Raw genomic sequence first — 25,322 nt, 5'->3', positions numbered from 1 at the left:
CAACGGACCAGTCGCGGCACCGGGATCGCCGGGCCTGCGCCACGGAGCCCCAGGGCACCAGACACGCCGGGATCGGCGCGATTCCACACATATCAAACAGCAGGACGCGCCGCAGGGAACGGCAGCGACAGAACTACGGGGAGGTCGTCTACGTGGCCCGGCCGGGTGGTCCGGTTTGAAGCAGCGGGACGGTCGTCGGGGGCTGCGTTGGCCGCAAAAACCGACGGGCTGCTGCATCCAGCCACGTGCAATGGAGTCTAGGGTAAGCCTTTGTCGCGCCAGTGTCCAGCCGGGCCGGGGCAGCGGCCGCATTGGCTAGAATCTGCGCACCCGACAACGCAAGCGAGGAAATGCCGGTGTGGTATGTGATCGAAGGGTATGACGGCCAGGACGTGCTGGCGCAGCGGCTGCAGGCGCGGCCGGAACACTTGGCGCGGCTGCACGCGCTGCGTGACGAGGGGCGCCTGCTGCTGGCCGGCCCGTGCCCGGCGGTGGACAGCGAAGATCCCGGCCCGGCCGGTTTCAGTGGTTCGGTGGTGATCGCGCAGTTCGAATCGCTGGTACAGGCCCAGGCCTGGGCCGATGCCGACCCGTACGTGGCCGCAGGCGTCTACACCCGCGTGCAGGTGCGTCCGTTCCGCAAGGTCCTGCCGTGAACGCGGAACGGATCGAGCGGATGCGTGATGCGCTGCAACAGGCACTGGCGCCGAGCGTGCTCGAGATCGAGGACGACAGTCATCGCCATGCCGGGCATGCCGGCGCGCGCGACGGGCGCGGCCATTTCAACGTGCACGTGGTGAGTGAACGCTTCGCCGGACTGGGTCCGCTGGCCCGGCATCGCGCGGTCTACGCCGCGCTGGGGTCGATGATGGACACCGATATCCACGCCTTGTCCATCCGCGCACAGACCCCGTCAGAACAGGGCTGAGCCCTTGTCCCGCACTGTCCTGGCCGGTCCCTGCGGGGCCCCGCCATGGACAGATTTCCATGTCCATTTCAGGACATTCGCCTAACGGACTGTTTACAAGCCCAGATGGAAACGCTTACATTCCGCGCCAATGCTGGTAGGTCCAAGCCGTGGAGGGCGGCTTCGTGAACAAGGCAGCTATCACAATCAAAGACGTCGCTCGCGAAGCCCGGGTCTCCGTGGCCACGGTTTCCCGCGCGCTCAACGGGCATGAAAATGTCGCCGAACCGGTCCGCCAGCTTGTGCTGGAGGTGGCCGCGCGGCTGCGTTACACCCCGCACGCCGCCGCCCGCAGCCTGAGCAGCCGCCGCACCAATACGGTGGGCGTGGTGCTTCCGGACCTGTACGGCGAATTCTTCTCCGAGCTGATGCGCGGCATCGACAACGTTGCCCGCAACCGCCGCCAGCACCTGCTGGTGTCCAGCTACCACGGTGACCAGGAGCAGCAGGGCGCGGCCCTGCGTGCCATGCGCGGCCGCGTCGACGGCCTGCTGGTGCTGTCGCCCTATGCCGAGAGCCCGGGCTTCCTGACCGACAACCTGCCGCAGTCGCTGCCGACGGTGTTGATCAACACCTATCTGCCCGGGCAGGACCACCCGGTGCTGAGCATCGACGATCATGCCGGCGCGATGGCGATGACCCGCCACCTGCTGGATGCCGGCCACCGCCGCATTGCGTTCATTTCTGGCCCGGACCTCAACTTCGACGCGCGCGAGCGCCTGCGCGGCTTCCGTGACGCGCTGGCCGCATTCGGCAGTGGCGCCGAGGGCATCGAGCTGCCCGGTGATTTCGACGAAGCTTCCGGCCATCGCGCCGGTCAGGAGTTGCTGGCAGCCGGAGCGCTGCCCGATGCCGTGTTCGCCGCCAACGACATGATGGCCCTGGGTTGCCTGTATGCGTTCACCCAGGCAGGGGTCCATGTGCCGTCCGATGTCGCCCTGGCGGGTTTCGATGACATTCCACTGGCGCGTTTCGTCCACCCGTCGCTGACCACCATGCAGGTCAGCATCGCCGAGCTTGGCGATCGGGCCATGACGCGCCTGATGCAGTTGATGGACGGCACCTCCACGGACGGGACAGGGGACAAGCAGACCCTGGTTCCCCGCTTGATAGTTCGCGATTCCACCACTCCGCCATCCGGCCGTTGAAGCCAGAGGCGTTCCTTCTTTTTTGATTGATCGCAGGGACCGCGCAAGCGGTCACCGCCACCCGGAGATTGAGTTGATGATGCACACCACCTTCCGCACGCCGGCCCGCCGGCTGCTGAGCACCGCACTGGTCAGCTGCCTGATGCTGGCCGCCGCTCCGAACGTCATGGCGCAGTCGGCCAATGCCAGCCTTCGTGGCCAGGTGGCCGGCGCCCAGGCGGGCACCGAAGTCACCGCCACCAACGTGGCCACCGGCACCGTCCGCCGCGGCACCATCCGTGCCGACGGCAGCTACTCGCTGATGGGCCTGGACCCGGGCACCTATGACGTGGTCGCCAATGGCCAGTCGCAGAAGGTCACCGTCACCGTGGCCTCGACCGCCACCCTGAACTTCGCCGGTGCGGCCAGCAGCACCCCGGGTTCGACCGCAGCGACCAACCTGGACACCGTCAACGTCGTCGCACCGACCCTGCTGCAGGAAGTGCGCACCTCTGAAGTCGGCAAGACCGTCAGCCTGCAGCAGATCCAGACCACCCCGCAGGTCTCGCGCAACTTCCTGGAGTTCGCCGACGCGGTCCCGGGCATGATCTTCACCCGCGATGCCAAGGGCAACACCTCGCTGCGCGGCGGTGCCACCAACTCCGACGGTACCAACGTCTACATCGACGGCGTGGGCCAGAAGAGCTACGTGAAGGGCGGCGGCGTCGCCGGCCAGTCCGGCAGCGCGGGCAACCCGTTCCCGCAGCTGGCCATCGGCGAGTACAAGGTCATCACCGGCAACTACAAGGCCGAGTATGGCCAGGTCTCCAGTGCCGCCGTCACCGCGGCGACCAAGTCGGGCACCAACGAGTTCAAGGGTGAGGCGTTCTACCGCTACACCGATGAAGACATGCGTGCGATGACCCCGGCCGAGCGTCAGCCGAACAAGTCGAAGATGGTCTCGGCCGAGAAGGAATACGGCTTCGCCCTGGGCGGCCCGATCATCCAGGACAAGGCCCACTTCTTCGTCACCTATGAAGCCAAGCGCTTCGACCTGCCGGTGACCATCGCGCCGCACGGCGCGGTGACCAGCAAGGCCGACCGCGTGCCGGCCGACGCACAGGCAGGCCTGGGCCCGGCCAGCCAGCCGTTCCAGCAGGACCTGATCTTCGGCAAGATCGACTTCGAGCCGACCGACAACGACCGCCTGGAACTGACCTTCCAGGACCGTGACGAAACCCAGCAGCAGTTCTCGGACCAGACCGCGCCGATGCACGGCAAGGAAACCAAGAACACCGACCGTCGTTACGCGCTGCGCTGGAACCACAGCGGTGAGCGTTACTACAACGAGCTGATGGTCACCCACGAGGATTCGTTCAACAATCCCAAGCCGCTGAGCCTGGGCAACGGCTTCAACTACACCGCTCCGGACGGCGCCAACGAAGAGCGCCCGATCGTCTCGATCGGCGGCTCGTCGGCGATGTCGTCGCAGGTGAAGGGCCAGAAGGGCTGGTCGATCGAAGACAACCTGACCCTGGATGGCATCCAGTGGGCCGGTGACCACACCATCAAGATGGGTGCCAAGTACAAGCAGATCGATCTGTACGCCTCCGACGCGGCGCAGATCAACCCGCAGTTCTACTACACCATCGACAACCCGACCTTCCCGGACAGCATTCCGTACAAGGCGCAGTTCGTGAAGCCGGTGACCGGCGTGTCCGGCGTGTCCGGCGAAGTGCGCTCGAAGGTCAAGCAGATCGGCCTGTTCATCCAGGACGACTGGCAGGTCAACGACCACCTGCAGCTGAACCTCGGCCTGCGCTGGGACTACGAGAAGAACCCGTCCTACCTGGACTTCGTGACCCCGCCGGAAGTGGTCAATGCGCTGTTCGCGCAGGACCCGCGTGCTGCGGCTGGCCAGAGCTACGCCGATACGCTGGCGCTGAGCGGCCTGAACATCAACGACTACATCAGCAACGGCCACAACCGCAAGGCATTCAAGGATGCCTGGCAGCCGCGCCTGGGCTTCTCGTATGACATCAATGCCGACGAGCAGCACGTGATCCACGGTGGTGCCGGCCGTTCCTACGACCGCGACCTGTTCGACTACCTGCAGCTGGAAACCACCAAGCTGGCGTTGCCGCAGCCGACCATCTACTTCCGCAACCCGGCCACGGGCCAGTGCTTCCAGGGCAACGCCGCCTGCTATGACTGGAACCCGAACCTGCTCAATGGCATCGGCAACCTGCAGAGCCTGGTCGGTTCGACCAGCAATGCCGGCCTGGAAGTGGACCTGCTGAACAACAACCTGAAGGTGCCTTACGCCGACCAGTTCAGCCTGGGCATGAGCAACCAGATCGGTGAGTGGCTGACCGACGCCACCATCTCGCGCACGCTGACCTACGATGGCTTCGCCTTCACCCTGGGCAACCGCTATCCGACCGGCAACTTCTTCGATGACCCGCGCCTGTGCGGTGGTACCCAGGCCGGCCTGGGCCAGGCCTGGAGCTGCAACGTGCCGGGCTTCGGCAGCCTGATCATCGGCCAGCAGGGCATCAAGACCCGCGCCACCCAGATCCTGCTGTCGGCGCAGAAGCCGTTCACCCAGGAAAGCGGTTGGGGCACCTCGATCGCCTACACCTGGACCACGGCCCGCCACAACCGTGACATCAACGAGCACTACGCGTTCGACCGCGGCGTGATCGGTGACTACCCGACCATCCGCTCCAACGGTGCGCCGCGCCACCGCCTGGTGGTGACCGGATCGTACGCGGGCTTCTGGGGCATCACCTTCGGTGGCAAGCTGACCCTGGCCACCCCGACCGCGATCAACGACTGGTACGGCGTGCCGCAGGCCAACGGCTTCGACCTGCCGACCCCGATGGCGGCGGTTCCGGGTGGCAATGGCCGGTTCCTGCTGGGTGGCAAGATCTTCGGCTACCGTTCGGTCGACCTGCAGGCCACCAAGACGTTCAAGATGCCGGGCGATACCGAGCTGTATGCGCGTATCGACATCATCAACGTGTTCAACTTCGACAACTTCTCGAACTACAACTACTACAAGAACGGCAAGCTGACCGCGAGCTACAACGAGACCGGCGACATCGTCGGTACGCCGCGCCAGGTGAAGGCCGAAGTGGGCTTCCGCTTCTAAGCGGTCCAGTCTGCAGCAGTACTCCGATGCCGCCGGTCCGCCGGCGGCATCGGCAGGATGAACAACGGCAATGGCCGGCGTCGTGCCGGTCCATTGCCCACGCCGGTGCCGGCCAGGGGGCAGCGGCGTGGGCAATGATCGCGGTGTCAAACCACGTTTTTCGTGGTTTTTTCAGCCTGCACCTTGTAAACGATTTCAGATCATTGGACGTTATGCTTTCCCATCGATCAGACCACCGGAGGAACCGCGCCATGCAGGCACGTCATCTGTTGTCCGCCGCGGCGTTGAGCCTGGCCGTGGCCGCCTGCCAGCCGGCCCAGCAGGAGCCTGCCAAGCCGCGCCCGCCGGTGATCCTGATCGAGGCCGACGCACCGCCGCGGCCGATGAAGCCGGAGTTGCCGCCGCTGTTTGACGACATCGAGCGCCGCACCTTCCAGTTCTTCTGGGACACCACCAACGAGATCAACGGCCTGACCCCGGACCGCTATCCGTCGCGGCCGTTCGCCAGCATCGCCTCGGTCGGCTTCGCGCTGACCGCCTATCCGATCGGCATCGAGAACGGCTGGGTCAGCCGCAACCAGGCGATCGAGCGCACCCTGACCACGCTGAAGTTCTTCCGCGACGTGCCGATGGGGCCGCAGCGCACCGGCAAGGCCGGCTACAAGGGCTTCTACTACCACTTCCTGGACATGCAGGAAGGCCGGCGCTACGACAGCTGGGTCGAGCTTTCGTCGGTGGATACCGCGTTGCTGATGATGGGCGTGCTGTTCGCGCAGTCCTACTACGATGGTGACGATCCGCGCGAGAAGGAGATCCGCCAGATCGCCGATACGCTGTACAAGAAGGTCGACTGGCCGTGGCTGCAGCAGCGTGCGCCGCTGATCTCGATGGGCTGGTTCCCCGAGAGCGGCTTCATCGACCACGACTGGATGGGCTACAACGAGGCGATGATGGTCTACATCCTCGCCCTGGGCTCGCCGACGTACCCGGTCAGCCCGGATGCGTGGACGGTGTGGACGCGCACCTACGACAACGACTGGGGTGTCTACCAGGGCCAGGAATACCTGTCCTTCGGCCCGCTGTTCGGCCATCAGTACAGCCACGTCTGGATCGACTTCCGCGACATCCAGGACGCGTACATGCGCGAGCGCGGCAGCACCTATTTCCTCAACAGCCGTTCGGCTGCGCTGGCCCAGCGCGAGTACGCCATCGCCAACCCGATGCAGTGGAAGGACTACGGCGAGAACGTGTGGGGGTTGACCGCCAGCGACGGCCCGCAGAACACCACCCAGGAATACCGGGGCGAGCAGCGCCAGTTCCGCCATTATTCCTCGCGCGGCGCCGGCCTGCGCGAGAACTTCGATGACGGCACCATTGCGCCGACCGCCGCGATTGCATCGGTGGTGTTCGCGCCCGAGCAGGTGATCCCGGCCACGCTGGAGATGCACAAGCGCTACGGCGACTACATCTATTCCAGCTACGGCTTCCTGGATTCGTTCAATCCCAGCTTCAACTACGACATTCCGATCAAGACCGGTCGCCTGGTGCCGGATCGTGGCTGGGTCGCCAGCGACTACATCGCCATCGACCAGGGCCCGATCCTGACCATGATCGCCAACTACCGGAATGATTTCGTGTGGGAAGTGATGAAGAAGAACCCGTACATCCGCAAGGGACTGGAGCGGGCCGGGTTCAGTGGTGGCTGGCTGGCGCCGGAAGGCTCGTTCCAGCCGCTTGAACTGCAGAAGGACGAAAAGGCCGCGGCGGCACGCGCGGTGGGTATCGCCGAATCACGCGCGGCCGCCGCGCAGGAACAGAAGAACAATGCCAACCGCACCACAGGCCAGGGCAAGTAACCCGATGCCGAACTGGATCGACCGCCTGCGCCGCTGGGCGCTGCCTGCCTTGGCCGCACTGGCCGTGGCCGGCTGCGCCCGCACCGAGCCGGGCACCACCACCGTGCGCTTCTGGGCGATGGGCCGCGAAGCCGAGGTGGTCAGCGAGCTGATCCACGAGTTCGAGGCCGAAAACCCCGGCATCAAGGTGGATGTGCAGAACATTCCCTGGACCGCCGCGCACGAGAAGCTGCTGACGGCGTTCGCCGCCGACGGCCTGCCCGACGTATGCCAGCTTGGCAACACCTGGGTGCCCGAGTTCGCCGAACTCGACGCGCTGACGCCGCTGCAGCCGTTCGTGCAGCGTTCGTCCGTGGTGGACCCGAAGGACTACTTCCAGGGTATCTGGGATACCAACGTGATCCATGGCGAGCTGGTCGGCGTGCCGTGGTATGTCGATACCCGCCTGATCTACTACCGCAAGGATCTGCTGGCCAAGGCCGGCTACGACCATCCGCCGCGCACCTGGCAGGAGTGGGACGAGCAGATGGCCGCGATCAAGAAGATGCAGGGGCCGAACCGCTACGCGGTGCTGATGCCGATCAACGAGTTCGAGCAGCAGCTGTCGCTGGCGCTGCAGCAGCCCGATCCGCTGCTGCGCGACGACGACACCCGCGGCAATTTCGCCAGCCCGGGATTCCGCCGCACGCTCGCCTTCTACGCCAACATGTTCGAGCAGGGCTGGGCGCCGAAGATGTCCGAGACGCAGATTTCCAACGTCTGGGACGAGTTCTTCCGGGGCTTCAACGTGTTCTACATCTCCGGCCCCTGGAACATTCGCGAGTTCAAGAAACTGCAGCCGAAGGAACTGGAAGGGCAGTGGGGCACCGCCGCATTGCCGGGGCCGGACGGCCCCGGGGCCGGCATCGCCGGTGGCACCAGCCTGGTGATCTTCCGCAAGTCGCAGCAGAAGGAAGCCTCGTGGAAGCTGATCGAGTTCCTGTCGCGGCCGGAAATCCAGGCGCGCTTCCACTCGATCATCGGCGACCTGCCGCCGCGCCGCAGTAGCTGGAATGCGCCGTCGCTGGCCAACGATCCGCTGGCGGTTGCGTTCCGTGACCAGCTGGAGCGGGTCAAGCCGACGCCGAAGGTGCTCGAGTGGGAGCGCATCGTGCAGGAAATGCGCATCGTCACCGAAAAGGTGGTGCGCGGTGGCCTGCCGCAGGACAAGGCGGTGGAAGAGCTGGACCAGCGCGTGGACAAGGTGCTGGCCAAGCGCCGCTGGATGCATGAACAACAACGCCTGCAGCAGCGTGCGCCGTCGCCGCAATCGAGCAGTGCCGTGGCCGCCGGGAGCGCGCAATGAAACGTACTTCACTTGCCGGCTGGATCTTCGCCGGCCCTTCGCTGATCGTGCTGGGGGTGTTCTTCGGCCTGCCGGTGGCCTCGGCGCTGGCGTTGAGCGTGACCGACTTCGACCTGTATGCGCTGGCTGACAGCAGCAACCTGCGTTTCGTCGGCCTGGGCAACTACATCGATCTGCTGCAGACACCGATGTTCTGGAAGTCGTTGTGGAACACCACCTACTTCGTGCTGATCGGCGTGCCGTTGTCGATCGGTGTGTCGCTGGGCGCGGCGATGCTGCTCAATGCACCGGCCGCGCGCTTCAAGGCGCTGTTCCGCACCGCGCTGTTCGCCCCGGTGGTGACCACCCTGGTGGCGGTGGCGGTGATCTGGCGCTACCTGTTCCATACCAGCTACGGGCTGGTGAACTACGGACTGGGCCATCTGGGCATCAGCCCGATCGACTGGCTGGGCGATCCCAACTGGGCGATGCCGACCATCATGCTGTTCGCGGTGTGGAAGAACTTCGGCTACAACATGGTGATCTTCCTGGCCGGCCTGCAGGCGATCCCGCATGACCTGTACGAGGCCGCGCGTATCGACGGCGCCTCGCGCTGGAAGCAGTTCCTGCACATCACCCTGCCGATGCTCGGCCCGGTGCTGCTGGTGGTCGGGGTCATTACCGTGTCCGGCTACTTCCAGCTGTTCGCAGAGCCCTACGTGATGACCCGTGGCGATCCGCTGCAGAGCACCGTCAGCGTGCTGTATTTCATGTTCGAGGAAGGCTTCAAGTGGTGGAACCTGGGACGCGCCTCCGCAGTGGCGTTCCTGCTGTTCCTGATCATCCTGGCGGTGACCACCGTGATGCTGCGTTTCGGCCGCAAGAGGCAGTTGGTATGAGTCGTGAAATCGGCCAGTCGCGTTGGTACCCGTGGATGATCAATGGTGCGTTGCTGGTGCTGGCCCTGGTCAGCCTGGCGCCGCTGCTGTGGATGGTGTCGGTCTCGTTCATGCCGCAGGGCGAGGCCAGCCATCTCCCGCCGCCGCTGCTGCCTTCGAGCATCACCACGCACAACTACCATGAGCTGTTCGCGCGCACCGGCATGGGCGGCAACTTCGCCAACAGCCTGCTGGTGTCGCTGGGCATCACCATTGGTTCGCTGCTGCTCAACACCATGGCCGGCTATGCGTTCGCCAAGCTGAACTTCGTCGGCCGCGAGCGCCTGTTCCAGGTGCTGATGGCCGCGCTGGTGATCCCGGCGCAGGTGGCGATGCTGCCGCTGTTCCTGCTGATGAAGCAGCTGGGCCTGGTCAACAGCTTCGGCGGCGTGATCGTGCCGGCGCTGGCCAGCGTGTTCGGCATTTTCCTGGTGCGGCAGTACGCGCGTTCGATCCCGGACGAGCTGCTGGAGGCGGCGCGCATCGATGGGGCAGGGGAGCTGCGCATCTTCTTCCAGATCGTGCTGCCGATGCTCAAGCCGGTGCTGGTGACCCTGGCGATCTTCACCTTCATGGGCGCATGGAACGATTTCATGTGGCCGTTGATCGTGTTGACCGACCAGGAGCACTACACTTTGCCGGTGGCACTGGCCACCCTCTCGCGCGAACACATCATGGACGTGGAAATGATGATGGCCGGCGCGGTGGTCACCGTGGTCCCGGTGCTGGCGCTGTTCCTGGTGCTGCAGCGGTATTACATCCAAGGTCTGTTGCTGGGGAGCGTCAAGGGATGAAGCGAGCGATCGCCGTTGGACTGGGCCTGTTGTGGACCTCCCTGGCGATCGCCGCGCCGCCGGCGCTGCCGGCACCGAAAGTGCTGGACGACTTCGACGATATCGGTGCCTGGAAGCTGGTGCTGTCCGACCAGGTCAGCGGTTCGCTGCGCCCGGTCAGCGGTGCCGGTGGCGGCCGCGCGCTGTGCCTGGACTACGACTTCCACAAGGTCTCCGGCTACGTCGGCATCCGTCGCGCGCTCAACATCGAGTACCCGGCCAATTATCGCTTCGGCTTCCAGCTGCGCGGTGATTCGCCGGGCAACGACCTGCAGTTCAAGCTGATCGACGCCAGCGGCGACAACGTGTGGTGGGTCAACCGTCCCGGCTACAGCTTCCCCAAGGCGTGGACGCCGGTCGAGTATCGCCGCCGGCAGATCGACAAGGCGTGGGGGCCGTCGCCCGAAAGGGAGATGGCGCGCAGTGCCGCGGTCGAGTTCACGATCTACAGCAAGGTCGGCGGCCGGGGTACGGTGTGCTTCGACAAGCTGACCCTGCAGGGCCTGCCGCCGCAGGATGATTCAGCGCTGGTGCCATCGGTGATCGCCGATACCGCCACCGCGCTGCAGGACCGCATGATCGACGGCAAGAGCGATACGTTCTGGATCAGCGGGGGCGTCAAGCAGCAGACCATCAGCCTGGACCTGCACAAGAGCCGCGAGATCGGCGGTGCGGTGATCGACTGGCTGCCGGACCTGGAAGCGCGCCGCTATACCGTGCGCACCTCGGAAGATGGCCGCGACTGGCGCACCGTACGCGAAGTGACCAGTGGTGCCGGTGGCCGCGACTGGCTGGCGTTGCCGGATACCGACGCGCGCTACGTGCGCTTCGATCTGCAGGATGGCCCGAACTGGCGCTATGGCATCCGTGACATCGCGCTGAAGCCGCTGGCCTTCGCTGCCACTCCGAATGCGTTCCTGTCGTCGGTGGCTGCCGACCTGCCGCGCGGCGCGTTGCCGCGCGCCTACGTCGGTGAACAGCCGTACTGGACCCTGCTGGGACTCGATGGTGGCCAGGAGCAGGCGCTGATCAGCGAAGACGGCGCACTGGAGCCGGCCAAGGGCAGCTTCAGCATCGAACCGTTCATCCGGCTCGATGGCAAGCTGCTGGACTGGTCGAACGTGGCCATCACCCAGTCGCTGCAGGACCACTATCTGCCGATCGCCAACGTCGACTGGGTACACGAGAAGGTCGGCCTGGCGGTGACCAGCTTCGTGCAGGGCACGCCGGAGCGCGCGCAGCTGATCGGCCGCTACCGGCTGAGCAATCCGGACAAGGTCGCACACGAGTACACCCTGGCACTGGCGATCCGCCCGTGGCAGGTCAACCCGCCGACCCAGTTCCTCAACACCATCGGCGGCTTCAGCCGCATCGATGCGCTGGATGTCGGCGAGCAGCTGGTGAGGGTCAACGGTGAGCCGCGCATCTACCCGCTGCAGGTGCCGGACGCGCGCTTTGCCAGCACGTTCGACGGCAAGCTCGATGCGATGCATCTGGCCAGTGGCAAGTACCCGGCCACCACGGCGGTGAAGGACAGCACCGGCATGGCGTCCGGCGCGCTGATGTATACGATCAAGCTGGAGCCCGGCCAGAGCCGCGAAGTGGCGGTGGTGCTGCCGCAGACCGGTGGCTGGGCGCCCAAGGCGCTGGACGTGGCCAAGGCGCAGGCACAGGTGGCTGAGCAGTGGCGACAGAAGCTGGGCGTGGTTTCGCTGCAGGTGCCGGCGGCCGGCCAGGCGCTGGTTGATACCCTGCGTACCGCGGTGGCGCACATGCTGATCTCGCGCGTCGGGCCGCGCCTGCAGCCGGGTACGCGTTCCTACGCGCGCAGCTGGATCCGCGATGGCGCGATGATTTCCGAAGGCCTGCTGCGCATGGGCCGCAGCGACGCCGTGCGTGACTACATCAACTGGTATGCGCCCTACCAGTTCGAGAACGGCAAGGTGCCGTGCTGCGTCGATGCGCGCGGCAGCGACCCGGTGCCGGAGAACGACAGCCACGGCGAGCTGATCTACAGCATTGCCGAATATGGGCGCTACACCGGCGACAGTACCTTCGTCGAACTGATGTGGCCGCACGTGCAGGGCGCCTATACCTACATGGAACAACTGCGCGCCAGCGAGCGCACCGAGGAAAACCGGGCGCGCAACCCGGCCTTCTACGGGATGATGCCGGCGTCGATCAGCCACGAAGGCTATTCGGCCAAGCCGATGCATTCGTACTGGGACAACTTCTGGGCACTGCGCGGTTACAAGGACGCTGCACTTCTGGCGACCCAGCTGGGCAAGGTCGAGGCGATGCAGATTGCCGAATCGCGCGACCAGTTCCGCGATGACCTGCAGGCCTCGCTGCTGTCGGCGATGCAGCAGCACACCATCGATTACCTGCCGGGTTCGGCCGAGCTGGGTGATTTCGATGCGACCTCGACCACCATCGCGCTGGCCCCGGGCGGTGAGCAGGGCCGCCTGCCGCAGCAGGCGCTGGAAGCGACCTTCGAACGCTACTGGAACGAATTCGTGGCCCGCCGCGATGGCAAGCGGGAATGGAAGGACTACACCCCGTATGAGTGGCGCAACGTTGCCGCGTTCGTGCGCCTGGGCTGGCGTGACCGCGCCTGGCAGGCCACCGAGTTCTTCTTCAGGGACCGTGCGCCGCAGGCCTGGAACCAGTGGGCCGAAGTGGTGTCACGCACGCCGCGCAAGCCGTTCTTCGTGGGTGACCTGCCGCATGCCTGGGTGGCCTCCGACTTCGTGCGCTCGGCGCTGGACATGTTTGCCTATCACCGCGACATGGATGACGCCCTGGTGCTGGCCGCGGGCGTTCCGGTCGCGTGGCTGCAGGGCGAAGGCATCGCCGTGCAGGGCCTGCGAACGCCGCAGGGCCAGCTCAACTACCGCCTGCAGCGCAGCGACAAGCAGCTGACGCTGGAGGTGCAGCCGGGCCTGGTACCGCCGGTGGGCGGCGTGGTGCTGCCGTGGCCGTATGCCGGTGATCCGGGCGATGCCACCGTCAACGGTGAAGCGGTCGAGTGGATCAACAAGGAACTGCACGTGCACCAGCTGCCGGCGCGGGTCGAGATCGACGTGCCGAGCGCGGTGCGCCGCGCCGAACGCAAGGGACAGTAACGATGAAGCAGCAGGGGGCGAGGGTGCGCACGTCGGTGCGCGCCCTGGGGCTGGCGATTGCAATGGCGCTGCCGGGTGTGGTGATGGCGATCGAGCCTGCGGCCACCGCCGCGTCGGCTGAGGTGGCCAATGCGCCCGGCATGAGCATGGTCACCTTCAATCTGCATCACGACCGCGAGGACTGGCCGAGTCGTCGCCGCACCATCCTGGCCGAGCTCAAGCGTCTGCAGCCGGATGCGGTTGCCCTGCAGGAGGTGATCCAGCGGCGCAATGTCCGCAACCAGGCGCAGTGGCTGGCCAGCCAGCTCGGCTACCGGTATGTGTTCGTGTCCACCGATCCGGTCGGGGCCCCGAAGCGCTACGGCAACGCATTGCTGACCCGGCGTCCGATCCTGGCCCACGGCGATCATCTGCTGCAGCCGCTGGACGATTACCGCACCGTCGCCCATCTGCGCATCGATGTCGATGGAGTGCCAGTGAATGTCTACGCCACGCATCTCAACGAGCGCAACGACGAGCGTGGCCAGGGCATCCGTCGCAGCCAGGTGGAGGACCTGCTGCGCTATATCACCACAACGTCGGCCGGTGCGCCGGTGGTGATTGCCGGTGACTTCAACGCGCTGGTGGATGCCGGCGACCTGAGCGAGTTGCGCAGCCATTACGGCGACAGCTACGGCAGCGTGCATGTCAATACGGACCTGGCAGGGGTCAGCACCCTCAACCGGCACTACTACCAGGCACCCTCGCGGATCGACCACATCTTCTTCCAGCAGGACGAGATGGTCGCGCGCGAGGCGAAGCTGCTGTTCGACCAGCCCGACGACAGCGGACGCTGGGCCTCGGACCACTACGGCGTGTGGACCCGCCTGCAGTTCGCACCGAAACCCTGACGCAGACGCGCTTTGGCAGGTGCCAACCAAGGTTGGCATCGGCGTGTCCGTGTGCATTCAATCAACGGCGCCAACCAAGGTTGGCCTCTACCAAAGCAGTGGCCGTGCGCAGGTGGTGCCCGGTGGGTGCCAACCTTGGTTGGCACCGGCGTGTCCGCGTGCATTCAATCAACGGCGCCAACCAAGGTTGGCCTCTACCAAAGCAGTGGCCGTGCGCAGGTGGTGCCCTGGTGGGTGCCAACCTTGGTTGGCACCGGCGTGTCCGTGTGCATTCAATCAACGGCGCCAACCAAGGTTGGCCCCTCTAAGGCGAAGCCGGCGCCAATCACACAAACAAAAACGGCGGGGATCATCGATCCCCGCCGTTCTGCTTTCACATGATCAAAGAGCGATCAGTTCGCCGGCGGCGTGCGCTTGGCGGCCTCTTCGTCTTCTTCGTCAGCCTTGGCTTCGGCAGCCTGGGCCGCAGCGTCGGTGTGACCATCGGCAACCGGGTCAATCGACGGTGCCACCACGGCCTCGGCGACCGGGGCAGCGGTTTCAACCGGAGCGGCCTCGACCGCCACCGGGGCGACCGGCTGTTCGGCGACCGGCGCGGTCTCGACGACCGGCTCGGCTTCAATCGCCGGAGCGGCCTCCATCACCGGGGCGGTTTCAACCACCACCGGCTTCGATTCCACCACCGGCGCAGCCTCGACCACGGCCGGCGTCGCCTCAACCACCGGAGCGGCTTCGACGGCCGGGGCAGTCGCGACCACCGCCGGCGCCGCTTCCGCCACCGGAGCCGTAACGGCCACCGGCTGCACCGGGGTCGCAGCGTCGATGGCATCGAGCATGCTGGTCTGCACCGGCGAAGGTGCCGGTTCGGCCTTGGTGGCGGCTTCAATCGGAGCCTGCACCTCGGCCACGACCGGGGCGGCGGCTTCGACCACCGCGCTGCTCACCACGGCAACCGGCGCGGCGGCAACGGCGGCGGCAGCACGAACCGGCTTTGCGGCGTCGGTAGTGGCGGGCTCGACTTCATCATCGAAGTCGAACTCCGGCTGCGAACGAGCCGGCTGCGCAGCAGCGACCGGGGCGGTGCCAGCGGTGCTGTCGGCGGTCGGCTCGGCGACATCAGTGTCATCGCCGTCGTCACCGTCGTCCTGGTCATCGCCCAGGACGTCGCTGCCGGCAGCGTTCTCGGCACCACCGCGACGACGGCGGCGGCCACCACGACGGCCACGACGACGGCGGGTCGCGCCTTCGCCCGCCTGCTCGCCATTGGCGTCGGCTGCAGCTTCTTCACCGGCGACCGCAACCCCCTCGGCCTCGCTGGCAGCATTGGCAGTGGTCTCGACCGGTGCTGCGGCGTCCACCGGAGCGGCGGACACCGGGACGACCGGCGCCACCGGTGTAGTCGCTTCCTGCGCAGTCACCACGTTGGCGGCGACCGCCGTGGCGGCCACGGCTGCAGCCGCAGTCACGGCTTCGGTCGGTGCGTCGGCGGCGTTGCGCTGCGGCTTCTCGGCCGGCTTGTCGCCATCCTGCTGCGGGCGCGGCTGCTTCGGCTGCTTCAGCTTCGGCTGCTGCGGGTTCTGGCCCTGCTGCTCGTTGCGCGGCTTGTTCTGCTGCTGCGGCTGCTGGCCATCCTTCTGCTGCGGCTCCTTCTGCCTGCCCTGCTGCGGCTGCTGCTGGGCATTGCCGTTGTTACCGTTGCGGCCGTCCTTGCGCTGCTCGCCGCGGTCCTTGCGGTTGCCGCCGTCCTTCTGCTGCTGCGCGTTGCCGTTGCCGCCGTTGCCACGGTTGTCGTCGCGACGGTCCTTGCGGTCCTTGTTGCGATCCTTGTTGCGGTCCTTGCGGCCGCCGTCCTGCTGCTGGCGTGCCGCCGGGGCTGCCGGCGCCGGCGCGGGGGCCGGTTCGCCACCGAATACACGCTTGAGCCAACCGATCACGCCACCGCTCGGAGCCTGCGCCACCGGCGCGGCCACGACCGGGGCCGGAGCGGCCGCGGCCGGCTCCACTTCCTCGCGCACCGGGGCGGGGGAGGTGTGCTTGACCTGGGTCACCGCCGGCGGCGGGATGTTCAGCTGGCCCTTGGTCAGGGCGTGCACCGGCAGCTTGCGCGGGGTACCGCGCTGGTAGCTGGGCTTGTTGCTCTCTTCGCCCAGCTCGTTCTCGCGCAGTCGGGTCACGGTGTAGTGCGGGGTGTGCAGCTGCTCGTCGGCGACGATCACGATCGGCGCCTCGTGGCGCTGCTCGATCTCGCGCAGGGCGCTGCGCTTCTCGTTCAGCAGGTAATTGGCGATCTCCACCGGGGCCTGGACCAGCACCTGCCCGGTGTTCTCCTTCATCGCATGCTCTTCGGCGACGCGGATGATCGACAGCGACAGCGACTCGACGCTGCGCATGCGGCCGTGGCCGTCGCAACGCGGGCAGACGATCTGGCTGGACTCGCCCAGGCTCGGACGCAGGCGCTGGCGGCTCATTTCCAGCAGGCCGAAGCGCGAGATGCGGCCGACCTGCACGCGCGCGCGGTCGTACTTCAGCGCGTTGGCCAGGCGGTTCTCGACCTCGCGCTGGTGCTTGTTGGAGGCCATGTCGATGAAGTCGATCACCACCAGGCCGCCGAGGTCGCGCAGGCGCAGCTGGCGGGCCACTTCCTCGGCCGCTTCCAGGTTGGTCTGGAACGCGGTGTCCTCGATGTCGCTGCCCTTGGTGGCGCGCGAGGAGTTGACGTCGACTGCGGTCAGCGCTTCGGTCTGGTCGACCACGATCGAGCCACCCGACGGCAGGCGCACGTTGCGCTCGTAGGCGCCTTCGATCTGCGATTCGATCTGGAAGCGGTTGAACAGCGGGATGTCGTCCTTGTAGTGCTTGAGCTTGCGCAGGGTCTGCGGCATCACCTGCTGCATGAACTCGCGGGCGTGCTCGTACATCTCCTCGGTGTCGACCAGGATCTCGCCGATGTCGGCGCGCAGGTAGTCACGCAGGGCGCGCACGATCAGGCGCGATTCCTGGTAGATCAGGAACGGGGCCGGCTTGCTCAGTGCCGCTTCGGCGATGGCACGCCAGACGTTGAGCAGGTAGTCCAGATCCCACTGCAGCTCTTCGGCATCGCGGCCGACGCCGGCGGTGCGGATGATCACGCCCATGTCGTCGGGGATGTTCAGCTTGTCCAGGGCGTCCTTCAGCGCGGCCCGGTCTTCGCCTTCGATGCGACGGGAGACACCGCCCGCGCTCGGCGAGTTCGGCATCAGCACCATGTAGCGGCCGGCCAGCGAGATGAACGTGGTCAGGGCGGCGCCCTTGTTGCCACGCTCTTCCTTGTCCACCTGGACGACGATTTCCTGGCCTTCCCGCAGCAGCTCGCGGATGCCGGCCTTGTTGTGGTCGACACCGGCCTGGAAGTAGTCGCGGGAGATTTCCTTCAGCGGCAGGAAGCCATGGCGGCCACCACCGTATTCGACGAAGGCCGCTTCCAGCGAGGGCTCGATGCGGAAGATCCGGCCCTTGTAGATGTTGGACTTCTTCTGTTCCTTCGACGGCTGTTCGATGTCGATGTCATACAACGACTGGCCATCCACGATGGCAACACGCAGCTCTTCAGCCTGCGTGGCGTTGATCAGCATTCGCTTCATTGTTGCGTTCCTCGCAAGCGGCTACCGCGCGGAACGCCATGGGGTTTCGCCTCTGGACACGGCTCGCCGCCCATTCGCGCAAGCGCGGGGAGGGCGGCTTGGGTTTCCAGCGCTACGACACCACGGCAGGCCGCGGGAGCGCTTCACTCTTATGGGTTTTTGGGTGTTGCAGGGCCGCAGGCAGCTGTCAGCCAGGCTGGAGCGCCACGCGGGACATGTTCAGCACGGTTGCGTGTCAGGCATCCGGCGATGGCCGGGAAGGCCGGTGAGCCGCTAACATGGCCGCCCCGCGGGCGGTGGTCGCGCACTGTGCCGGATTCGTCGGAAGCTGGGCTTCTGGCCCTGAGTAACTTCCAACGAAATCAATCCCTTATCTCGCCCCCCGAGTGTAACAGAATAAACAGCCTGATGACCGCCCAAGACCCCACCAAGCCCGCTGGCGACAAGCCTTCCGTGCGCATGATCACCGTTCCCGCCGACCGCGCCGGCCAGCGCCTGGACAACTTCCTGCTCGGCCAGCTGAAAGGCGCCCCGCGCAGCCTGGTCTACAAGCTGGTGCGCAGCGGCCAGGTGCGGGTGAACGGCGGCCGGGCCAAGGCCGAACGCAAGCTGGAGGCCGGAGACGAGGTGCGTGTGCCGCCGGTTCGTCTCACCGAAGAGGGAGACAAGGCAGGTCCGCCGGAGGCGTTCATGCGCCGGCTGGAACAGGCCATCGTCTTCGAGGACGCCCGCCTGCTGGCCCTGAACAAGCCCACCGGCGTGGCCAGCCACGGCGGCAGCGGCATCAGTTTCGGCGCCATCGAGACCCTGCGTGCGCTGCGCCCGGGGCAGACCCTGGAGCTGGTCCATCGGTTGGATCGCGACACATCGGGCCTGCTGATCGTGGCCAAGAAGCGCTCGGCGCTGAGCGAGCTGCAGGCGCTGCTGCGTGAAGACCACGGCGCCGGCATCCGCAAGCGCTACCTGACCCTGCTGACCGGGCGCATGCCCGACGGCGTGATGACGGTCGATGCGCCGCTGCACGTGGGCCTGCGCCAGGGCGGCGAGCGCCATGTGCAGGTCAACGCGATCGGCAAGGAATCGATCAGCCACTTCCGCGTGCTGGAGCGTCGCGGCGGGCATTCGTACTGCGAGGTCCGCATCGAGACCGGCCGCACCCACCAGATCCGCGTGCATGCCCAGCACCTGGGGCATCCGGTGGCCGGTGACGACAAATATGGCGATCCGGTCGTCAACAAGCGGCTTCGTGAGCAGATCGGGCTGAAGCGCCTGTTCCTGCACGCGGCGTCACTGGAGTTCGCGCTGGACGACGGCAAGAGCCCGTACGTACTGAACGCGCCGCTGGCCGACGAGCTGGTCGAGGCGCTGGATCGGCTGAAGTAGGCAGGACAGGCAGCGCGCCGTATCCCCTTGTAGAGTCGAGCTTGCTCGACTGCTGTTCGGTCGAGGAATGTCAGTCGAGCAAGCTCGACTCTACGGGGCGGGCCTGGAATTCCTCACCACTTGAACAGCACCAGGCTGATCGCCAGCGTGCCCATGCCCGCCACCAGCCCGTACACCGTCTCGTGGCCCTTCGCATAGCGCTTGGCCGCCGGCAGCAGCTCGTCCAGCGCCAGGAACACCATCACGCCGGCAATCAGCCCGAACACCCAGCCGAAGGTGGCGTGCGACAGTGATCCGGACAGCAGCCAGTAGCCCAGCGCCGCGCCCACCGGCTCGGCCAGGCCCGACAGCAGGCTGGCGCTGAACGCATAGAACTTGTTCTGGGTGGCGAAGTACACCGGCACCGCGATCGCGATGCCCTCCGGAATGTTGTGGATGGCGATGGCGAAGGCCAGCGGCATGCCTACCGACGGGCTCTCCAGGGTCGCGAAGAACGTTGCCAGCCCTTCCGGGAAGTTGTGTGCGGTGATAGCGATCGAGGTCAGCAGGGCGACCCGCTTCAGGTACTCGCGGCTGTTCTCGCGGAATGCCGGGTCCTGCTTGTCCAGGCTGTCATGCGGGTTGGGGATGAAGTGGTCGATCAGCACGATCACGATCACGCCCAGCAGGAACGCCAGGGTGCCGTAGGTGAAGCCGGTGCGCTCGCCATAGGCCAGCGCGAAGGATGCAATGGACTTGTTGAGGATCTCCGACAGCGACACGTAGACCATGGCGCCGCCGGCGAAGGCCAGACCGAAGGCCAGCAGGCGCGGATTGGGCCGGCGCGAGAACAGCACCAGCAGGCTGCCGATGGCGGTGGCGAGACCGGCCGCGAGGGTGACCGCGAGCGCGATCCAGACGTTTTCGGGGGGAATCTGCAGCATGTACCGACGCGATCCTGGTCAACAGACAACCGCCCCGGGCAAGGCCGGGGCGGCGAGGGCGAGGCGGGCGTCGGCTGGCCTCGTCGGGGCGCGCGTGATCAACCGCCGCGGCGCAGGCGTTCTTCGATGGCGAAGCACTGGTCCGGCTTCGGCTGCGGCGGGTTGAAGCTGACCGGCACCTGGATGGTGGCCGGCACCGGCTGGCCGTTGCGGGTGGCGGCATTGAACTGCCAGCCCTGCACGGCGGTCTTGGCCAGCTCGTCCAGCTGCGGGTTGCCGGCGCCGGTCAGCAGGGCGACCTCGCTCGGCTTGCCGTCGGTACCGATGGTGACCTTGAAAGTGCTGGTGCCGCCCACGCCCATGCAGGCCAGTTCCAGCGGGTACTGCGGCGGCGGCGTCTTCACCGCGGCCACTTCGGTCGGCGGCGGCGGGGGCGGTGCCGGCGGTTCGGACGCGCCGCAGCCGGCCAGGCCGGTCGCAGCGAACAGGGACAGGCTCAGCAGGCGTACGTTCATGGCAGTTGCTCCGTCAGGGCCGAAGTCTTTGCCGCGCAGATGAAGTCGTTCTCGCTCAGGCCGCCCACGTCGTGGGTGGAGAAGCGCACGACCGCGCGGTCGTAGTGCACGCCCAGGTCCGGATGGTGGTCCTCGCGGTGGGCGATCCAGGCCAGCGCGTTCACGAAGGCCATGGTGGCGTAGTAATCCTTGAAGCGGAAGGTGCGCGACAGGGCCTGGCCACCCTCGCTCAGCTCCCAGCCGGGAATCTGCGGCAGCAGTTCGGCCAGGCGGGCTTCGCCAAGCTTGTGGTCGCTGCCTTTGCGCGGCACGCAACGGGCCTGGGCCAGTGGAATCAGGTCGGCCATGGGAATCTCCACCTCGTGTTGACTGAACAATGCGCCGGACGGTGTATAAACCGAATGAGCGGCTGACGCTTACTTGGCTAGAATAGCCTGATGATCCAGATCTCCGACACTGCCCAGACCCATTTCCGCAAGTTGATCGAACGCGAGGGCGTGCCCGGCATGGGCGTGCGCCTGAGCGCGGTCGATCCCGGTACCCCGCGCGCCGATGCCCGGCTGGAATTCGCCGAACCGACCGACCTGCTCGGCGACGAGTGGGCGGTGGACTGCGATGGTTTCACTCTCTACGTCGATGCCAGCAGCGTCGGCTGGCTCGATGGCGCCGAGATCGACATCGTCGCCGGTACCGCCGGTGCCCAGCAGCTGACCATCAAGGCGCCGCGCATCAAGGGCGAAGCGCCCGGCGATGCCGCCTCGCTGGTCGAGCGCGTGCACTGGGTGGTCGAGAACGAAATCAATCCGCAGCTGGCCTCGCATGGCGGCAAGGTGGCCGTGCAGGAAGTCTCGGCCGACGGCGTGGTGCTGCTGCGCTTCGGTGGTGGCTGCCAGGGCTGCGGCATGGCCGACGTGACCCTCAAGCAGGGTATCGAGAAGACCCTGATGGGCCGCGTGCCGGGCGTGACCGCTGTACGTGATGCGACCGACCACGACAGTGGCCACGCGCCGTACATTCCTCGCGGCAACGCCGCCTGATCGCTGACGCGTGCCTCTGACCCGGGCCGAGCAGCTCATCGACCTGCTGCTGGCGCGCCAGCAGCCCGGGGCCGTCCTCGAGAAAACCACGCGCCTGCCGTATGGCTGGGCGCTGTGGCTGCGCTCGCTCGGTCCGTTGCCGCGGCCACTGCATGCGCGGGACGTCATCGACGTGCTGCTGCCGCGTCCGTTGCCCGGGCCGCCCGGGCAATCACCGCGCTTGTCCCCATGGCAGGCGCTGCGCCGGTTGTTCTGGCAGGACTGGGATGCCGCACCGCGCGATCAGCGCTGGATGCGCTGGACCTCGGCTCTGGCCAGCGCGCTGTTGCATCTGCTGTTCTTCGTGCTGCTGCTGTGGGTGGCGGTGATCCGCACCACGGCGCCGGAGGAAGAGGGCGCTGAAGGCGAGCGCGTGCAGGTGGAATTCGTCGGCCGCGCTACCCAGGAAGGCGGTGGCGACCAGCCGGGCGCCGAAGCCGCTGCCGCCGCGCCGGCCGGGCAGGTGGCGGCCGGCCGCGAGGCGGGAGCCGCCACCGCACCGCAACCGCGTCCCGCCGCAGCGTCGGCGCCTGCGCCCATGCCTACGCCGGCAGCGACCGCCAGCGTGCCTGCGCCGCCGGCTGAAGCCGAACCCGCGCCGGTCGCGGCACCGCCGCCGTCTCCAGTGCAGGCCACCGAGGTGGCCGAGGCCAGCACCGACTTCGTGGTGCCGCCGGTCAGCGTGCCGCGCACCGAAGTCAGCATCGTGCCGCGCGACACCACAGCCACGGTGCGCGAGCGCAGCGTGCAGCCGCTGCAGGCGCCCGCTGCGCCGACGCCGCTGCATGCACCGGCCGTCGCGGTGCGCACGCCGCAGTTGCGTGACATCCAGGTACAGGAGCGCGAAGTCAGTACGGTCGACGCCCCGGTGGCGCCGCAGCCGCTGCGCACCGCGGATGTGCAGGTACGCCTTCCGCAACAGGAAGTACAGGTGCGCGAACGCGAGGTGCAGGCCGTGGTCGATCCGCAGGTGCGGATGGCGACCGTGGCCGGCCGTGAGCCGACCGTACATGCGCCGGCGGGCCGTGACGTGCAGGTGCGCGAACGCGAAGTCGCCTCGGCACCAGCGGCGGCGCCATCACCTTCCAGTGGCAGTGCCCCCGCGGCCACTGCTGCGCCTGCGGCCAGCAGCAGCGCGGCGCAGGCCAGCAGCACGAAGGCGCGCACGTCGGCATCCAGTACCGCACCGGCCCAGGCCGGCGCGCGCCCGGCACCCGACCCGGGCAATTGGGCCACGCCTGCCAAGGGCGATGACTGGGGTGCATCCAGCCGCAACCGCGACGGTGCGAGCAGTGGCGCACACCAGGCCAGTACTTCCGGCAAGGGCAGCGGTCTGTTCAATGCCGATGGCAGCGTGCGGGTGCCGGGGCAGGAGGGCGACGGGCACGCCGAACGGGGCGCACCGGGAGGTGCCAACGATGGCTGGACCAAGGAGCGTATCGCCCAGTCCGGCACCTGGTTGAAGCGGCCGCCGTACGACTACACGCCGACCTCGTTCGACAAGTACTGGGTGCCGCAGGAGTCGCTGCTGGCCGAGTGGGTGCGCAAGGGCATCAAGTCGATGGAGATTCCGTTGCCGGGCACCGGCACGAAGATCTCCTGCGTGATCTCGATCCTGCAGGCCGGTGGTGGCTGTGGCCTGACCAACCCGAACATGCAGGACCAGCCAGCGGTGGCGCGTCCGCCGCCGGACATCCCGTTCAAAAAGGAACTGCAGGAAGATAACGGCAGCCACTAGGCAGGGGGCCGCGCCCCGCACGCTGGCCGGCTCGCGCTTTGGTAGGTGCCAACCTTGGTTGGCACAGAAACGCCGACCAAGGTCGGCATCTACCGGAGCACGCATGCCGACCAAGGTCGGCATCCGCCAGGGCAGTGACCTCACGCGCTCTGCGACAGGAATACCCAGAACGGTACGTCACGGCCGACCCAGTCACGGCTGGCTTCGTCCATCACCTCCAGCAGGGTGTCGAAGTCCTTCTGCGCGTCCGCACGCAGGGCGTCCACGTCGGCCAGGAACAGCGCGTAGCCGTTGGCCGGCAGCCATTGCAGATCGCGCAGGTTGTCCGACAGGGCATCCCAATTGCCGCCGAAGCCTGCCGGGAAATCCAGCTGCGCCGCCAGCCGTGCCAGCAGGGTGCGCTTGTCGGCCACCCCCTCGAGGTCGATGCGGAGCACCTTCAGGCCGGCATCGCGCATCGCCGCCGCCAGCGCGTCGATGTCGTCGCTGTCGATGGCGTAGACGCCGGCATTGTTGATGTCATGCAGGCCGAGGCCGAAATCATCGTGGCTCATCACTGCGCTCCCTGGGCCGGTACGGTGAAGCTGCGGAACGATTCATAGTGGTCGTCGGTGTAGTACCACGCCTCCGGCGGATCGCCACCGGTGACGATGCGGCGCGTGCCACGGGTGCGTGCGCCGGGAGTGTCGACAGTGTATTCGCGGTAGTAGCCGCGCGCGCGCTGCGGCAGCTGCTGCTCGCGGTTGCCGAAGGTGCTGCCGTCCTGGCGATGCGGGAACGGACCACCACGCTGTATCAGCGCGATGGTCTGGCGCGCCTCGGCGGGCAGGAACGCGGGCAACCCGCCATCGGTGCGGGCTGCCGGCGTGGCCGGGGCCTGCGCGGCAGGCGCGCCCTGCAGGTCCGGCGCGAACTGCGGCGCCGGCGCACGCTGCATGAAGTGGTTGGCGACCAGCCCGAGCAGCAGAAGGGCGATGGCGGTGATCAGCAGCCGGGGGTTGCGCATGGGCACGGGCAGGCGAGGGCAAGGCACGCACTGTAACGCCTGCGCGCTGCATGGGGCATGAGGAACGTGCAGCGTCACCGCTGCGTAACAATTGCCGGCATGCTCACCGGCAGGACGCAATTTCCTTTACATCCCCCTTGGTAATCTTGCGGTCTGTCCCCATCATTCACCGCGCACTGCCCGACACCGTCGGGTGCCCTCGCAATCAGGAGATGCATCATGGCCTATACCCTGCCCAAGCTGTCCTACGCCTACGACGCGCTGGAACCGCATATCGATGCGGCGACGATGGAAATCCATCACACCAAGCATCACCAGACCTACATCAACAACGTCAACGCGGCGCTGGAAGGCACCGAGTACGCTGACCTGCCGGTCGAAGAGCTGGTGAAGAAGCTGAAGTCGCTGCCGGAGAACCTGCAGGGCCCGGTGCGCAACAACGGGGGTGGCCATGCCAACCACTCGCTGTTCTGGACCGTGATGGCGCCGAATGCCGGCGGCAACCCGGTAGGCGACGTGGCCAAGGCCATCGACAAGGACCTGGGCGGCTTCGACAAGTTCAAGGACGCCTTCACCAAGGCCGCGCTGACCCGTTTCGGCAGCGGCTGGGCATGGCTGAGCGTGACCCCGGACAAGAAGGTCGTGGTCGAGAGCACCGGCAACCAGGACAGCCCGCTGATGGAAGGCAACACCCCCATCCTCGGCCTGGACGTGTGGGAACACGCGTACTACCTGAAGTACCAGAACCGCCGTCCGGAATACATCGGCGCGTTCTTCAACGTGATCGACTGGAACGAAGTCGAGCGCCGTTACCAGGAAGCGATTGCCTGATCGGCGTCACGGGTTG

At 66.9% G+C, this 25,322-nt stretch carries 20 protein-coding genes; 14 read left to right on the top strand and 6 right to left on the bottom strand.

The genetic code is table 11. From position 1 onward, the window contains the following. Positions 1-356: 356 nt before the first annotated feature. The 10 genes from N440_RS11330 (at position 357) to N440_RS11285 (ending at position 14,214) form a co-directional block, all read left to right on the top strand. Positions 357-656 (top strand): YciI family protein, encoded by a 300-nt coding sequence (locus N440_RS11330; protein WP_049456038.1) that lies wholly within the window; start codon positions 357-359, stop codon positions 654-656. Between the two features lie 20 nt (positions 657-676). Next, on the top strand, positions 677-928 hold the full coding sequence (locus tag N440_RS11325) for a BolA family protein (protein WP_040007399.1): 252 nt from the start codon (positions 677-679) through the stop codon (positions 926-928). A 149-nt stretch (positions 929-1,077) separates the two neighbouring features. Beyond that, a complete protein-coding gene (locus N440_RS11320) occupies positions 1,078-2,115 on the top strand; it encodes a LacI family DNA-binding transcriptional regulator (RefSeq protein ID WP_006456453.1) in 1,038 nt (345 codons plus the stop codon). Between the two features lie 76 nt (positions 2,116-2,191). Next, entirely contained in the window at positions 2,192-5,248 is a 3,057-nt protein-coding gene (locus tag N440_RS11315) for a TonB-dependent receptor (protein ID WP_133935131.1), read from the top strand. A gap of 251 nt (positions 5,249-5,499) precedes the next feature. After that, positions 5,500-7,104 (top strand): glucoamylase family protein, encoded by a 1,605-nt coding sequence (locus N440_RS11310; RefSeq protein ID WP_133935130.1) that lies wholly within the window; start codon positions 5,500-5,502, stop codon positions 7,102-7,104. Positions 7,105-7,108: 4 nt separating this feature from the next. Next, the gene (locus N440_RS11305; protein ID WP_133936025.1) at positions 7,109-8,449 is read left to right on the top strand and encodes a sugar ABC transporter substrate-binding protein; all 1,341 of its coding nucleotides are present in this window, start codon (positions 7,109-7,111) and stop codon (positions 8,447-8,449) included. Next, entirely contained in the window at positions 8,446-9,327 is an 882-nt protein-coding gene (locus N440_RS11300; RefSeq protein ID WP_005410323.1) for a sugar ABC transporter permease, read from the top strand. The genes N440_RS11305 and N440_RS11300 overlap by 4 nt, the downstream gene beginning before the upstream one ends. Then, entirely contained in the window at positions 9,324-10,160 is an 837-nt protein-coding gene (locus N440_RS11295; RefSeq protein WP_133935129.1) for a carbohydrate ABC transporter permease, read from the top strand. The genes N440_RS11300 and N440_RS11295 overlap by 4 nt, the downstream gene beginning before the upstream one ends. After that, a complete protein-coding gene (locus N440_RS11290) occupies positions 10,157-13,324 on the top strand; it encodes a discoidin domain-containing protein (RefSeq protein WP_133935128.1) in 3,168 nt (1,055 codons plus the stop codon). Before N440_RS11295 ends, N440_RS11290 begins: the two co-directional genes overlap by 4 nt. 2 nt (positions 13,325-13,326) lie before the next feature. Beyond that, complete coding sequence (locus N440_RS11285; protein ID WP_133935127.1) at positions 13,327-14,214, top strand: endonuclease/exonuclease/phosphatase family protein; 888 nt, start codon at positions 13,327-13,329, stop codon at positions 14,212-14,214. 392 nt (positions 14,215-14,606) lie between these two features. On the opposite strand, the gene N440_RS11280 is transcribed toward N440_RS11285, so the two are convergent. Then, entirely contained in the window at positions 14,607-17,834 is a 3,228-nt protein-coding gene (locus N440_RS11280; RefSeq protein WP_133935126.1) for an Rne/Rng family ribonuclease, read from the bottom strand. Positions 17,835-18,242: 408 nt separating this feature from the next. Here N440_RS11280 and N440_RS11275 point away from each other — a divergent pair, with 408 nt between their 5' ends. Next, positions 18,243-19,217, top strand: coding sequence for an RluA family pseudouridine synthase (locus N440_RS11275; RefSeq protein ID WP_040007401.1), 975 nt, complete (start codon positions 18,243-18,245; stop codon positions 19,215-19,217). Positions 19,218-19,330: 113 nt separating this feature from the next. Here N440_RS11275 and zupT read toward each other — a convergent pair whose 3' ends face one another. The 3 genes from zupT to N440_RS11260 all read right to left on the bottom strand — a co-directional run bounded on the left by zupT (position 19,331) and on the right by N440_RS11260 (position 21,002). Continuing rightward, a complete protein-coding gene (gene zupT / locus N440_RS11270; RefSeq protein ID WP_006456115.1) occupies positions 19,331-20,140 on the bottom strand; it encodes a zinc transporter ZupT in 810 nt (269 codons plus the stop codon). 98 nt (positions 20,141-20,238) lie between these two features. Then, positions 20,239-20,655, bottom strand: coding sequence for an energy transducer TonB (locus N440_RS11265; RefSeq protein ID WP_049458519.1), 417 nt, complete (start codon positions 20,653-20,655; stop codon positions 20,239-20,241). After that, entirely contained in the window at positions 20,652-21,002 is a 351-nt protein-coding gene (locus N440_RS11260; RefSeq protein ID WP_006456031.1) for a 4a-hydroxytetrahydrobiopterin dehydratase, read from the bottom strand. Before N440_RS11260 ends, N440_RS11265 begins: the two co-directional genes overlap by 4 nt. A gap of 90 nt (positions 21,003-21,092) precedes the next feature. Between N440_RS11260 and N440_RS11255 the strand changes: the two genes are divergently transcribed. Continuing rightward, positions 21,093-21,692, top strand: coding sequence for an NfuA family Fe-S biogenesis protein (locus N440_RS11255; protein ID WP_006456023.1), 600 nt, complete (start codon positions 21,093-21,095; stop codon positions 21,690-21,692). A 10-nt stretch (positions 21,693-21,702) separates the two neighbouring features. After that, positions 21,703-23,469, top strand: coding sequence for a hypothetical protein (locus tag N440_RS11250; RefSeq protein ID WP_133935125.1), 1,767 nt, complete (start codon positions 21,703-21,705; stop codon positions 23,467-23,469). Positions 23,470-23,609: 140 nt separating this feature from the next. On the opposite strand, the gene N440_RS11245 is transcribed toward N440_RS11250, so the two are convergent. Together N440_RS11245 and N440_RS11240 are read right to left on the bottom strand one after the other, a co-directional pair. After that, entirely contained in the window at positions 23,610-24,023 is a 414-nt protein-coding gene (locus N440_RS11245; RefSeq protein WP_133935124.1) for a barstar family protein, read from the bottom strand. Further along, complete coding sequence (locus N440_RS11240) at positions 24,023-24,475, bottom strand: ribonuclease domain-containing protein (protein WP_133935123.1); 453 nt, start codon at positions 24,473-24,475, stop codon at positions 24,023-24,025. The genes N440_RS11245 and N440_RS11240 overlap by 1 nt, the downstream gene beginning before the upstream one ends. Positions 24,476-24,694: 219 nt before the next feature. Here N440_RS11240 and N440_RS11235 point away from each other — a divergent pair, with 219 nt between their 5' ends. After that, the gene (locus N440_RS11235; protein ID WP_005410310.1) at positions 24,695-25,306 is read left to right on the top strand and encodes a superoxide dismutase; all 612 of its coding nucleotides are present in this window, start codon (positions 24,695-24,697) and stop codon (positions 25,304-25,306) included. The last annotated feature ends 16 nt before the right edge of the window (positions 25,307-25,322 follow it).

The sequence above is a fragment of the Stenotrophomonas sp. CC22-02 genome, from assembly GCF_004365115.1.
Classification (GTDB): Bacteria; Pseudomonadota; Gammaproteobacteria; order Xanthomonadales; family Xanthomonadaceae; genus Stenotrophomonas; species Stenotrophomonas forensis.
Note: the sequence above shows the minus strand (reverse complement) of the source record. Positions and strands in the feature narration are given on the sequence as shown.